The 12,592-nt window shown below is 62.3% G+C and carries 10 protein-coding genes and 1 pseudogene; 4 read left to right on the top strand and 7 right to left on the bottom strand.

The genetic code is table 11. From position 1 onward, the window contains the following. Positions 1-195: 195 nt before the first annotated feature. Positions 196-1,257, bottom strand: coding sequence for a CAP and S-layer homology domain-containing protein (locus H8S62_RS07475; RefSeq protein WP_186918907.1), 1,062 nt, complete (start codon positions 1,255-1,257; stop codon positions 196-198). A 261-nt stretch (positions 1,258-1,518) separates the two neighbouring features. Between H8S62_RS07475 and tdh the strand changes: the two genes are divergently transcribed. Together tdh and H8S62_RS07465 are read left to right on the top strand one after the other, a co-directional pair. Next, complete coding sequence (tdh, locus tag H8S62_RS07470; RefSeq protein WP_341481030.1) at positions 1,519-2,565, top strand: L-threonine 3-dehydrogenase; 1,047 nt, start codon at positions 1,519-1,521, stop codon at positions 2,563-2,565. Positions 2,566-2,583: 18 nt separating this feature from the next. After that, positions 2,584-3,771, top strand: a complete 1,188-nt coding sequence (locus H8S62_RS07465; RefSeq protein WP_155149297.1) for a glycine C-acetyltransferase — start codon at positions 2,584-2,586, stop codon at positions 3,769-3,771. A 134-nt stretch (positions 3,772-3,905) separates the two neighbouring features. On the opposite strand, the gene H8S62_RS07460 is transcribed toward H8S62_RS07465, so the two are convergent. The 6 genes from H8S62_RS07460 to H8S62_RS07435 all read right to left on the bottom strand — a co-directional run bounded on the left by H8S62_RS07460 (position 3,906) and on the right by H8S62_RS07435 (position 10,456). Then, on the bottom strand, positions 3,906-4,769 hold the full coding sequence (locus H8S62_RS07460) for a MerR family transcriptional regulator (RefSeq protein ID WP_186918906.1): 864 nt from the start codon (positions 4,767-4,769) through the stop codon (positions 3,906-3,908). 383 nt (positions 4,770-5,152) lie between these two features. Beyond that, positions 5,153-6,265, bottom strand: a complete 1,113-nt coding sequence (locus H8S62_RS07455; RefSeq protein ID WP_155149293.1) for a phosphotransferase enzyme family protein — start codon at positions 6,263-6,265, stop codon at positions 5,153-5,155. Beyond that, on the bottom strand, positions 6,265-7,191 hold the full coding sequence (locus H8S62_RS07450; protein ID WP_186918905.1) for a sugar phosphate nucleotidyltransferase: 927 nt from the start codon (positions 7,189-7,191) through the stop codon (positions 6,265-6,267). The genes H8S62_RS07455 and H8S62_RS07450 overlap by 1 nt, the downstream gene beginning before the upstream one ends. Positions 7,192-7,331: 140 nt before the next feature. Continuing rightward, on the bottom strand, positions 7,332-8,351 hold the full coding sequence (galE, locus tag H8S62_RS07445; RefSeq protein ID WP_155149290.1) for a UDP-glucose 4-epimerase GalE: 1,020 nt from the start codon (positions 8,349-8,351) through the stop codon (positions 7,332-7,334). A gap of 227 nt (positions 8,352-8,578) precedes the next feature. After that, positions 8,579-9,478 (bottom strand): helix-turn-helix domain-containing protein, encoded by a 900-nt coding sequence (locus H8S62_RS07440; protein WP_155149288.1) that lies wholly within the window; start codon positions 9,476-9,478, stop codon positions 8,579-8,581. A gap of 129 nt (positions 9,479-9,607) precedes the next feature. Continuing rightward, on the bottom strand, positions 9,608-10,456 hold the full coding sequence (locus tag H8S62_RS07435) for a helix-turn-helix transcriptional regulator (RefSeq protein WP_155149286.1): 849 nt from the start codon (positions 10,454-10,456) through the stop codon (positions 9,608-9,610). Positions 10,457-10,833: 377 nt separating this feature from the next. Between H8S62_RS07435 and H8S62_RS07430 the strand changes: the two genes are divergently transcribed. Together H8S62_RS07430 and H8S62_RS18000 are read left to right on the top strand one after the other, a co-directional pair. Beyond that, on the top strand, positions 10,834-12,249 hold the full coding sequence (locus tag H8S62_RS07430) for a carbohydrate ABC transporter substrate-binding protein (protein ID WP_155149284.1): 1,416 nt from the start codon (positions 10,834-10,836) through the stop codon (positions 12,247-12,249). Positions 12,250-12,473: 224 nt separating this feature from the next. Next, a pseudogene (locus H8S62_RS18000) lies at positions 12,474-12,592 on the top strand (sugar ABC transporter permease); the annotation flags it as partial.

Below are 12,592 nucleotides of genomic sequence, written 5' to 3'. Positions count from 1 at the left end.
GATCACCTTTCCTTCACACGGTTTTGCAGGACACACAAGAATAAAGATGCAGTATACTCACCTAAAGATGAATAATTATGTATTTAGGATACCACCGGATTGGACAAATGTCAATTCTATCTTGGGATAAAACCACATAAAAAACCGGCCCCTTTGGGGGCCGGTACTGGTCATATTTTCCGATGCGCCGCCCGCTCAGTCCGCAAATAGCTGGACCCAGCGGGTGCCCGACCTGCCCACGCCGATTCTGCTGTAGCCGGACTCAAGAATATTGGCGCGGTGGCCGGCGGAGTTCATCCAGCCGTCCATCACCGACTCCGCGGTGGGGTACCCGTAGGCGATGTTCTCCCCGGCGCGGCGATAGGTGAAGCCGCTGTCGGAGAGGACGGAGAAGCAGTCCCGCCCGTCGGGCCGGGTGTGCTCGAAGCGCTCGATAATCTCCTCCGCGCGGATGGCGGCGCAGGCGGAGAGGGCCTCGTCCAGCGCAACGGGGCTCAGCCCCGCGTCGGCCCGGGTCTCATTCACCAGATCCACCAGCGCCTGGATCTCTGCGGCGGAGTCCTCCCCGGACTCGGGCGAGGGCTCGGGGGAGGGTCCGGCGGCCTCCAGGGGGAGTCCCAGGGAGCGGACCGCGCCCTCATCCACCATACCCAGCCGGACCAGGCTTCCCGCGAGCGTTTCGCTGCTGCCCTTGACAGCCTGGGAGAGGGCGGTATAGGAGACCTGGACCAGCGCGCCGCGGGTCATGCCGTCTACACACCCTTCGGCGAAGGCGGCGTCATAGAGCCCCAGCTCCACACCCTTGGAGGCGGCGCTGCTCCAGGAGAAGTCACCGGCGGCCTCGTCGTAGTTCAGGGCGCGGAGAATGAAGGTGACATAGGCGTCCAGCGTGACGCTCTCTGCAGCGCCGAAGGAACCGTCGCCCTTGCCCTTTACCAATCCGTTCTGGTAGGCGTACCCCAGACAGGCGTCGGCCCAGGGGCTACCGTCGGAGAAGGGGTGCTCATACCCGCCGTCCAGTGCGGCGCCCTCCCGTCCCAGCAGACGGACAAACATGACCAGGGCCTCCGCCCGGGTGGCCTCCCGCTCCAGGGCCATGTTTTCCTCGTCGAAACGCCCGGCGGCGGTCCCCTGGAAGAGCCCCAGGCTGTGGAGTGCGGCGGCGGCGCGCCCGGCGTCGGACTGCGCGGCGGAGGCCGGCACGGTCAGCAGCAGAGAGAGGGCCAGCAGCAGCCCTGCCCGTTTCCATAATTTCATGGCGGTACTACCCCTTTCAAATCAAAGCGTCCGGCAGCGATGACGGCCGCCGCAGGTCTACTGAGGGTATCATACGAAATGCACCTACAGATGTCAAGGAAGGGAAGTGCACCGGCGACTGGGAAATCCAGGGGTTGAACCGCGGAAGAATCTGGTGAGAAAATCTCCCGAACGCCTTGACAGCGCCCGGGAGATCCTGTATATTGTCCTTGAGATAGAGACGCAATGACGGGAAAATGTATTTATAAGGAGGACGTATCGATGCCTATGATGGACGCCCTGGTCAAGACCACCGCGGGAGCGGGACTGGAGCTGCGGCAGGTGAGCGTGCCGGAGCCCGGCCCTGGAGAGGTTCTCATCAAAGTACATAAGACCGCAATCTGCGGCACCGACGTGCACATCTACAATTGGGACCCATGGGCGCAGCTGCACATCAAGCCCCCCATGACCATCGGCCATGAGTATGTAGGCGAGATTTTTGCCCTGGGCGCGGGGGTGACCGGCCTGGAGGTGGGACAGCGGGTGTCCGGCGAGGGGCATATCACCTGCGGCCACTGCCGCAACTGCCATAACGGCAACATCCAGTGGTGCAAGAACACCAGCGGCGTGGGCGTGGACCGGGACGGGGCCTTTGCCGAGTATGTCTGCATCCCCGCCAGCAACGTTATCCTCATTCCGCAGAATCTGCCCGAGGACGTGGTGGCCTTCTTCGACGCGGTGGGCAACGCCGCCCACACCGCCCTCATCTGGAACCTGGTGGGCGAGGACGTGCTGATTACCGGCGCGGGCCCCATCGGCATGATCGCCGCGGGGATCTGCAAGTACGCCGGTGCGCGGCGGGTGGTCATCACCGACGTGAACGACTACCGCCTGGAGCTGGCCCGCCGCATGGGGGCGGACGCCGCCGTCAACGTGGCCCGGGACGACCTGACCGAAACCATGCACAAGCAGGGGCTGGTAGAGGGCTTCGACATCGGTCTGGAGATGTCGGGCAGCGGCGCGGCGCTCCACCAGATGATCGACGTGATGCGCAACGGCGGCAAAATCAGCCTCCTGGGCATCGCCAACCAGCCCGTCCCCATGGACATGAACGGCATCATCTGCAAGGGCCTGACGCTGCAGGGCATCTACGGCCGCAAGATGGACAACTGGCACCAGATGTCCTACATGGTTCAGGGCGGCCTGGACCTGAGCCCCGTCATCACCCACCGCTTCCATTATACGCAGTTCCAGGAGGGCTTCGACGCCATGAACAGCGGCAAGTCGGGCAAGGTCATCCTGGACTGGACCGGGGAAAGCGGAGAATAAAATAAAGGAGGAGATTTTATGAAGTCTGCGCTCAAGCGGTACGCGGCCAGCCTTGAGGAGATCAGGCAGGCCGGAACCTATAAGGCCGAGCGTATCATCACCACCCCCCAGCGCGCCCGCATCGACACCACCGCCGCCAGGCGGGTGGTGAATATGTGCGCCAACAACTACCTGGGCCTCTCAGACCGGCCCGAGCTCATTGAGGCTGCCAAGGCGAGCTACGACCAGTGGGGGTTCGGCCTCTCCTCCGTCCGCTTCATCTGCGGCACCCAGTCCATCCACAAGGAGCTGGAGGGCGCTCTGGCCGAGTTTCTGGGCATGGAGGACGCCATCCTCTACTCCTCCTGCTTCGACGCCAACGGCGGCCTGTTTGAGACGCTGCTGGGCAGCGCCGACGCGGTCATCTCCGACGAGCTCAACCACGCCTCCATCATCGACGGCGTGCGTCTGTGCAAGGCCAAGCGCTACCGCTATAAGAACAGCGACATGGACGATCTGCGCCGCCAGCTGGAGGACGCCAGGGATTCCGGCTGCGCCGTCAAGCTCATCGCCACCGACGGCGTGTTCTCCATGGACGGCTATGTCGCCAACCTGAGGGGCATCTGTGACCTGGCCGACGAGTTCGACGCCCTGGTCATGGTGGACGACAGCCATGCCGTGGGCTTCATGGGCGAACACGGCCGGGGCACGCCGGAGTTCTGCGGCGTCACCGACCGGGTGGACATCATTACCGGCACCTTCGGCAAGGCTCTGGGCGGGGCCTCCGGCGGCTACACCGCCGCCCGGAAGGAGATCGTGGAGCTGCTGCGCCAGCGCAGCCGCCCCTACCTCTTCTCCAACACCGTGGCTCCCGCCGTCTGCGCCGCCACCCTCAAGACTCTGGAACTGCTCACCGCGTCCACGCAGCTGCGGGACCGCGTCCACGAGAACACCGCTTACTTCCGCGCGGCGCTGGAGAAGGTGGGCTTCGACGTGCTGCCCGGCCACCACCCCATTGTGGCCGTCATGCTCTACGAAGCCAAGACCGCCCAGGAGTTCGCCGCCCGGATGCTGGAGAAGGGGGTCTACGTGGTGGGCTTCTGCTACCCTGTGGTCCCCGACGGCAAGGCCCGCATCCGCACCCAGGTCTCCGCGGGACACACCAGGGAGGACCTGGACTTCGCAGTGCGCTGCTTCGCCGAGGTCAAGGCGGAGATGGGGATTTAAAAGCTGAAAAAAACGCCGCTTGGCACACTTCAAGTGCGCCCAGCGGCGTTTTTGATATGGGCTCTTTCGGGCTGTCGCTAAAGGTCTTTCCGTCAAGCCGCACCTGACCGGGCATTGATTTTTCGTCCCTGCGGCTATGCCTCCAGGCAGGCCCGGATGGCGAGTCCGATGAATCTGGACGCGCCGGGGCCGTATTTGCGGTCGTTCACCTGGATATACACGGGGTCGGACAGGTACCGCTCCGCCGTGGCTGGCCAGAAATTCTCCCCCATGTCCACGCTGCGGCCGCACGCCTCGGTGAATTCCATCAGGGCGCGGGCGGCCTTCCGCACCTCCGGGGCGGCGGGGCTTTTGGCCAGGTCGGCGGTGAGGGCTTTGGTGAGGGCCTCGGTCCGCTCCATCAGGCCCGGGACCTCCTCTGGGGCAACGGCGGGACCCTTTTGAAGAAAGTCCTCAAAGCTCCGCTCCATGGCCCGGGTGTAGTTTTCCAGACTGCCGTACTGCGCCGCCGCGCCGGCGGCGATCCCGTCCCCGCGGGTTTTCATGTCCGCGAGCATCTCGTCAAAGCGGTCCAGGCTTCCCAGACGCGCGACGATCTCATCAGGGTGGGTTTTCTTGAAGTTGCCCAGAACACGATAATATTCGCTCATATCAAATTCCTTGAAGTTCATGTGTGCTTCTCCTTTCAGCAGCTTGTCCAGCAGACCCAGCAGGCCGTTTAAGCGGTCCCGCTTGAGCGTAATCAGCTCCCGCTGCTTGGCAAGAGCGGCGGTTTTGTCAAAGTGGGGGTTCTCCATAATCGCCCGAATCTCTTTCAGAGTGAAATCAAGCTCCTTGAAGAACAGGATTTGCTGCAGGGTTTCCAGCGCGCCGGCGTCGTACAGGCGGTATCCGGCGGCGGTGGTCTGGGTGGGCCTTAGAAGGCCGATCTCATCGTAAAACTGGAGTGTCCGTACGCTGACACCCGTCAGCGACGAGACCTGCTTGACCGTCATCATGCAAGCCGCCTCCTCTGTACCAAATTTTGAGGTAAGCTTATCTCTGGCTCTTACTGTATACTATCACGCTGCGTGAGGGTCAATCCCTTTTTAAAAAATATTTATCAGGGGATGAGGAACGGCGGGCGAGCGCAGGGGTCGCCCCTGCGGATTGCGATGGGGCGGGCGATTCGTAAATCGCCCCTATGTGCGCAGATTATCACATCGCCGTACGGCAATTGGAAACCCTGTAGGGCCCGAGGCCCTCAACGGGCCCACGGAGGGCGTTACCCACGTCCCCCCGACCCGGTCGCCTCCGGCGACAGCCCTCCCCCAAGGGCGAGCCTTGGACAGGGTAAAAAGGAGCCGGGCCATGTGGCCCGGCTCCCCGTGCAAATATCCGATTATGCGTATTTGGCCACGATGGCGGCCATGTCGTCCCAGGCGTGTTCCATGTCGGACACCAGCTTGAACTGGGTCCGGCAGCGGTCCAGGTTCTGGCCCTCCCGGTGGGTGGCGAAGTAGTGGTCGCCCTCCAGATAGTCGGTGAGGAAGCGCATCCCGCACTCCAGGGTCATGAGCTTGGCGCCCCAGGGGAGATAGGAGAGCTCCGCGGCGGTCAGGGTGCCGCCCGCGCCCTCCAGGAAGCCCTTTGTGTATACCTCGAAGAGGTGGAGATCGAAGTTTACCTTGGAGAGATCCCGCTCATCCTCGGCGGAGTGGTTGGCGCCGAAGCGGATGGAGTCGCCGAAGTCGTTGATGGAGAGCCCGGGCATGACGGTGTCCAGGTCGATGACGCAGACGCCCTCGCCGGTGGCCTCGTCCATGAGGACATTGTTGAGCTTGGTGTCGTTATGGGTCACCCGCAGGGGGAGCTTGCCCTCCCGCAGGGCGGACATGGCAACGGAGCAGTCCCTTTCACGGGCGAGGACGAACTCCACCTCGGCCGCCACATCCCTGGCCCGCCCCATCCGGTCCTCGTCCAGGGCACGGCGGAAGTTGGCGAGGCGGTTCTCCGTGTCGTGGAAGCGCTCGATGGTCTCGTAGAGGGTGTCGGCAGGGTAGTCCTTCAGCATCCGCTGGAACTTGCCGAAGGCCCGGGCGGAGGCGGCGAACAGCTCGGGTGTCTCGGCGCTCTGCAGGCAGACGGTGTCCTCAATGAAGGGGAACACCCGCCAGGCCCGGCCCTCGCCGTCGGTATGGTAGGTGCCGCCGGTTTTGGTGCGCAGGACGGAGAGTGTTTCCCGGGCGGGGTCGCCGCCGATTTTCTCAATCTCCTGCTTTAAGTAGTCGGTAACCCCCACCACGTTGGACATGAGCTGGTCCGGGCGGGAGAAGGCGGCATTGGAGATGCGCTGGAGGATGAAACGGACACAGGGACCCTCGGTGTCCTGGGTGTGGACGCAGAAGGTGTCGTTGATGTGGCCCTTGCCGAAGCGGACCGCGCCCACGACGGGCGCGCCGAAATCGTAGGCGTCCAGGACCTCCCGGAGCTGGTGCTCAGCGGTGTTGGCCATTACTTTCCCTCCCAAAGATTGTCGGGGTACAGCCCCGCGGCGGTCTTCTCGGCGATGGCGGACACCACCACGGGCTTATCCTCCTTGTAGGTGACGCCGTACCACTTGTCCCGGCTTTTGAGAACCTTGACCCGGGCCCTGCCCTCGCCGATGAGCTGGCTGACCACGCTGGGGAGAAAGTACTCGCCCTTGAGGGGGTTGGTCTTCAGCGCCCCGTCCAGGAAGGCGGGAAAACGATTCCAGGCCTCGGCCATGAAGCTGGCGGTGAAGCCCCAGAGATTTAGGGATACGGGGGTATCGCCGGGGAGGTGGGTCCAGGTCTCGCCGCCGTCCTCGGTGTAGCGGGCGTCGTCGCCGTCCTTCTCAATCTGGGTGCGCTCGGTGATGTCGGCCAGGTATCCCTCCGTGTTCTCCACGCACACGCCCCGGGCCACGTGGCCGTACTCGGAGATGGTGTTCTTGATGAGATAGCTCACCATGGCGTACTCGTAGACCTCGCCGTCCTGATGGGTGAGGAGGTAGTCGTAAATCTCCTGAAAACCCTCGGGGCCATAGTAGTCGTCGGCGTTAATGACGGCGAAGGGGCCGTCCACGATGGAGCGGGCTGCAAGAGCCGCCTGGGCGGTGCCCCAGGGCTTCACCCGGTCCGCGGGGACGGCGTACCCCTCGGGCAGGTCCTCCTTGAGCTGGTAGGCGTACTTCACGTCCATCACCTTAGAGAGCCGGTCGCCGATGCCGGCCTTGAAATCGGCCTCGATCTCCGGCTTGATGACGAAGACCACGGTCTCAAAGCCGGCGCGGCGGGCGTCGTAGATGGAGTAGTCAATGATGAGCTGGCCGTGGCTGCCCACGGGGTCCAGCTGCTTGAGACCGCCGTAGCGGCTGCCCATACCGGCGGCCATGACGACGAGCACAGGTTTCTTCATACAATATTCCCCCAAAAAATGTTAAATGGAAATTGAGAACGCGGAGGGAGTGGGCAGCATCAAAAAAGACGCTGTGATAACCGTGGAGGACGCCGCCGGCAGATATGAGGAGGGGACTGCCCGGCTTCCTGCCGTTTCACCTATCCTCTGTACCCGTTCGGGTTTGTGCTCTGCCACTTCCAGGAGGAGGCGCACATGTCCTCGATGCCGTATTTTGCCTCCCAGCCCAGCTCGTCGCGGGCCTTGGCGGGATCGGCGTAGCAGGTGGCGATGTCGCCGCTTCGGCGCGGGTCGATGACATAGGGCAAAGTCTTGCCGCAGGCCTTCTCGTAGGCGTGGAGCACGTCGAGGACGCTGTAGCCGTTGCCGGTGCCCAGGTTGCAGACGAAGAGGCCGCAGCCGGTGTCGAGCTTCCTGAGGGCGGCCACATGGCCCCGGGCCAGGTCCACCACGTGGATATAGTCACGAACGCCGGTGCCGTCGGGAGTGGGGTAGTCGTCGCCGAAGACGTGGAGCTTCTCCAGCTTTCCCACGGCCACCTGGGCGATGTAGGGCACCAGGTTGTTGGGGATGTCGTTGGGGTCCTCGCCGATAAGGCCGCTCTCGTGAGCGCCGATGGGGTTGAAGTACCGCAGGAGGGCCACATTCATCGTGGGATCGGCGGCGCAGAGGTCGGTGAGGATGCGCTCCAGGAAGAGCTTGGTGGTGCCGTAGGGGTTGGTGGTGCCGCCGGTGGGGAAGTCCTCACGGATGGGCACGGTGGCGGGGTCGCCGTACACCGTGGCGGAGGAGGAGAAGACGAAGTTCTTCACACCATGGCGGCGCATGGCGTTCAGCAGCACCAGGGAGTTGACCAGATTGTTGGTGTAGTACTCCAGGGGCTTAACTACGCTCTCGCCCACAGCCTTGAGCCCGGCGAAATGGATGACGGCGTCAATATCGGGGTACTTGGCAAAGAGGGCTTCCACCTCGTCCTCGCTGCACAGCTCCGCCTTGACGAAGGGGATCTCCCGCCCCACAATTTGGGATACCCGGCGCACGGCCTCCTCGCTGGAGTTGCAGAGGTTATCCGCCACAACGATGTCGTATCCGGCCTCGATGAGTTCGATGCAGGTGTGGCTGCCGATGTAGCCCGCGCCGCCGCTGACGAGAATGGACATATAAAACACTCCTTTAAATCTTGATTTGCTTTGATTTGCTTTCTTGCCCCCATTGTACGTGAGGGGCCGGACAAAAGAAATAGACAGTTTCACAGAATATTTGCACAAAAAGGTTACGGATGCTGTAAAAAGCGGGAGAATTTATCAAATCGTCCGGAGATGGGGCACGGGCAGCCGCGAGGTGTGCATCCAGGGGGGCTGCCCTGCTTCGGAATCAGGCGGCGGAGCTATTCCCCCGGACGGGTCTTGGAGGAGAGAAGCTTGACGCTGGAGGCGTACTCGCTGGGACTCATTCCGGTGGCTTTCTTGAAGTGGCGGGAGAAATAGTAGATGGACTGATAGCCCAGCTCCCCTGCGATCTCCGTAAAGTTCTTGCGGCCCTCCCGGATAAGGCCCTTGGCGGCCTCGATTTTCAGCGACCCGAAAAACTCCATCACGCCGCCGCCGGTCCGCTCCCGGAAGACCTGCTGGAGGCGGCTGCGGCCCACCAGATTGTCCCGGCAGACCTCCTCCAGGCTGAGGGCGCGGCCCAGGTTTCCCTCCAGATAGGTGCGTACCCGGTCAAAAAGCTCCTCCCGCCCGGTGGCGTGGATGACGCTGGGCGGAGGGGGCGGCGGCGCCTCGCCGCGGCGGACGAGTCGGATGAGCAGCTCCTCCAGCGCCGCGCCCAGGAGCTGCTCCGCACCGAAGGGGGCCGCCGCGCTGCGCTCCATGGCGGTGGTGGCGGGGTCGTCCAGAGGGGTGGAAAAGGCGGCCTGCCCCTCGGCCACGATGCGGCCCAGAAGGGAGCGCTCCGCGTCCCCGGCGGGCAGGATCTTCCCCCGGAAGAAGTCCATATCCGTACTGGCGCAGCAGAAGCTGACCACGACCAGATTGGGGGCCACCACGCCGTTGGCCCGGAGGGCGTGAAACTCGCCGGGGGCGTGGAAGATGAGCTGGCCCCGGCGGAGGGTGTGGCGCGCATCGCCGGCAATGACGTCCACCTCGCCCTTGTCCACATAGAGGAACTCCCAGAAATCGTGGCGCTCCCCTTCAAAATAGTAGCTGCTGGAGTATTCAAAGTAGTGGACCGTGACCACCCGGTCCACTGCCATTGGGCGGGCTAAGACGATGGGGCGAAACGCCATGAGAGATCCCTCCTTTTCAGGTCGGTACAGACGGTAGCCGCGGGTCATGTTTTTGCTGGTCTGGTCTGTGAGAATTCAGATGGAGCCGTCAGACTTGCGGTAGGAATCATAAACGCTGCTGCCTCTGGACTATTTCTCGGGCTTGCTCTGCTTCCGGTACTCCATGGGGCTGACCCCCTCCAGCTTGCGGAAGGACTGGGAGAAGTAGCTGGGGGAGGAGAAGCCCAGCATATGGGAGATCTGGCTGAGTGAGTGGTCGGTGTCGCTGAGGAGATAGCGGCTCTCCTGAATCCGGCGGGAGATCAGGTAGTTGATGGGGGACACGCCGAACTCCCGGGAGAAGGTGTGCACCAGGTAGTATTTATTGACATGGGCGGTCTCCGCCAGGAGGTCCAGGGTGATGTTCTCCTTAAAATGGCTGTCGATATAGCGCCGGACGGCGGCGCACTCCTTGCTGGCCCGCTTCCTGGGCGGGGCGGGGGTGAGGGAGAAGTCGGTCCGGCGCATGAGGCGGATAATCAGCACCTCCAGCAGGTCCTGGCAGACCACGTCATACCCGGCGGACTTGGTCTCAATCTCGTGGAGCATCCCCCGCAGGTAGTGGAGCACGTCCTCCCGTCCGCCGTGGAAGTTAACCATGCTGTAGCGGCCGTCCCCATCCTCCCCGGCGGCGAACTCCAGCCCCTCCACCCCCATGACGATGTACTCCAGGGGGCTGGCGTTGAGACTCACCTCGGTATGCTCCACATTGGGGTTGACAATGACCATGTCATCCACGGTTACGGGAAGGGTCAGCTCCTCAATCTTGAACTGGCCGACGCCGCCCACCACGTAGAAGATCTCGGTGCAGGCGTGGGTGTGGAGGAGACTGTGCCAGTCACCGCCGTACTTGGCGGTGCTCACATACAGGAGCTTTGTGGCTGATCGGTCCACGGGGGAGGAGCCGCTCAGCTTCATCTCATAGCGGTTGGTACTCATGGCATAGTCGCCTCACTTCATCACTTTAACGTCGCTTTAGAAATCTTGCGCCATATCGGTTCAACATTGCTGAGACTGATTATAATACAGCCTCGGCCTTTGTGCAATCCATAAAAAGAGGCAGGTGTGCCCGGGGCACGATGGGAATAATTTCAGCACCGAAGCTTTAATGGGTAAAATGCTGCGGGCGTTCTGCACAAAACAGAATGTGAATTTTTAGACTTATTATTGGAAATATCTTAAAAAGCAATATTTATAAAAATAGCGACAAGAATTCCGTTGATATCCCGTTGGGAAGCGATATACTAAAGGCACCAAGGGGCGGTTGGAGAACCGCCGACACCCAAAACCGAAACTTTTTAGGAGGTTAAGAGGAAATGAAACTGAAGAAAACTCTTGCGCTCACCCTTTCCCTCGCGCTCTCCGTCTCCCTGCTGGCCGGCTGCGCCGGCGGCGGCAACGGAACCGGCAGCACTTCCCCCTCTCCCAGCGCCAGCACCCCCGTGACCGAGCCCAGCAAGACCCCTGAGACCACCCCCGACAACACCGCCAGCGACGTGACCATCAGCGTGGCCGCCCTGGCCTCCGGCTACTCCGACACCTACGCCCCCATGTGGCAGGAGGTCTGCGACGCCTTTACCGCTCAGACCGGCATCAAGGTGGAGCTCACTGAGGACAAGAACCTGGAAGACGTCATCGGGCCCGCCATGCAGGGCGGCGAGTTCCCCGACGTCATTCATCTGGCCACCGGCCGTGAGAAGGGCCTGACCGACCAGTTTATCAAGGATAAGCAGATCCTCGACATCACCGATGTGCTGAGCATGACCGTGCCCGGCGAGGACGTGAAGGTCTCCGACAAGATCGCCGGCGGCTTCACCGATAACTCCATCACCAACCCCTACGGCGACGGCAAGACCTATCTGGCCCCCATGTTCTACTCCCCCTGCGGCCTGTTCTATGACGCGGGCCTTCTGGAGGAGAAGGGCTGGACCCTGCCCACCACCTGGGACGAGATGTGGGAGCTGGGCGACAAGGCCATGGCCGAGGGCATCTACCTCTTTACTTATCCCACCACCGGCTACTTCGACGCTTTCCTGTACGCTCTGATGTACTCTGTGGGCGGCTCCGAGTTCTTTGACGCCGCCACCACCTACGCCGAGGGCGTGTGGGATACCCCCGAGGCGCAGAAGTGCTTTGAGATCATTGAGAAGCTGGCCTCCTACACCAACCCCGTGACCCCCGCCCAGGCCAACGACCAGGACTTCAAGATGAACCAGCAGCTCGTTCTGGACGACAAGGCGATCTTCATGCCCAACGGCACATGGATCGTGGGCGAGATGGCCGACTCCCCCCGGGGCGAGAACTTCAAGTGGGGCATGACCGCCCTGCCCGCCGTTGAGGCCGGCGGCGACGGCTACAGCTACACCTGGTTCGAGCAGGCCTGGATTCCCGCCGGCGCCGAGCATCAGGACGCCGCCAAGCAGTTCGTGGCCTTCCTGTACAGCGACGCGGCCTGTGAGATCTTCGCCAAGGGCGGCGCCATCCAGCCCGTGCTGGACATCGCCGACAAGCTCGAGGGCGACAACCAGATGTTCTACTCCATCTACGACAACGGCGCCAAGGCGGCCATGGGCAACTTTGCCGCTTACGCCTCCGTCGCCGGCCTGGGCACCGTCCGCGAGGTCTTCCTGGATCCCGTGAACGGCCTGGTCTCCGGCACCATTACCACTGAGCAGTGGATCAACGACATCAAGGCCGCCAGCGACCAGATGCGCGAGAATCTGCTCCAGTAATCCTTCGCCAAGCCAATAATTGACAAAAGTAGGCGGCGGTGAGTAGTGACCTACTCACCGCCGCCTTTTGCGGTGGAAAGCGGAGAACGGGTGTGGTATGATTGAGTTGAAAGGCGCGTGTGTGACGCGCGGTCAGCCCCCCGCCGGACACATCCGCTGCCCCGCCTGATCTGCGCCGCGAAATGGTTTCCCTGACAAATAGAATTTTGAAAGGAGTGGAGAGAATGGAGAGGCATAAAGGACGCAACCGGTTTTTGGTGTTATGCATCCTGCCTGCAACAGTACTGTTTTTCATATTCATGATAGTGCCGACGCTGAATGTGTTCCGGATGTCGCTGTTTGA

This window comes from Lawsonibacter faecis, from assembly GCF_014287675.1.
GTDB lineage: Bacteria > Bacillota > Clostridia > Oscillospirales > Oscillospiraceae > Pseudoflavonifractor > Pseudoflavonifractor faecis.
Note: the sequence above shows the minus strand (reverse complement) of the source record. Positions and strands in the feature narration are given on the sequence as shown.

Bases quoted from the DNA above. Each gene is read 5' to 3' on its own strand.
- H8S62_RS07475 (WP_186918907.1), bottom strand. From the start codon at position 1,257: ATGAAATTATGGAAACGGGCAGGGCTGCTGCTGGCCCTCTCTCTGCTG.
- tdh (WP_341481030.1), top strand. From the start codon at position 1,519: ATGCCTATGATGGACGCCCTGGTCAAGACCACCGCGGGAGCGGGACTG.
- H8S62_RS07465 (WP_155149297.1), top strand. From the start codon at position 2,584: ATGAAGTCTGCGCTCAAGCGGTACGCGGCCAGCCTTGAGGAGATCAGG.
- H8S62_RS07460 (WP_186918906.1), bottom strand. From the start codon at position 4,769: ATGATGACGGTCAAGCAGGTCTCGTCGCTGACGGGTGTCAGCGTACGG.
- H8S62_RS07455 (WP_155149293.1), bottom strand. From the start codon at position 6,265: ATGGCCAACACCGCTGAGCACCAGCTCCGGGAGGTCCTGGACGCCTAC.
- H8S62_RS07450 (WP_186918905.1), bottom strand. From the start codon at position 7,191: ATGAAGAAACCTGTGCTCGTCGTCATGGCCGCCGGTATGGGCAGCCGC.
- galE (WP_155149290.1), bottom strand. From the start codon at position 8,351: ATGTCCATTCTCGTCAGCGGCGGCGCGGGCTACATCGGCAGCCACACC.
- H8S62_RS07440 (WP_155149288.1), bottom strand. From the start codon at position 9,478: ATGGCGTTTCGCCCCATCGTCTTAGCCCGCCCAATGGCAGTGGACCGG.
- H8S62_RS07435 (WP_155149286.1), bottom strand. From the start codon at position 10,456: ATGAGTACCAACCGCTATGAGATGAAGCTGAGCGGCTCCTCCCCCGTG.
- H8S62_RS07430 (WP_155149284.1), top strand. From the start codon at position 10,834: ATGAAACTGAAGAAAACTCTTGCGCTCACCCTTTCCCTCGCGCTCTCC.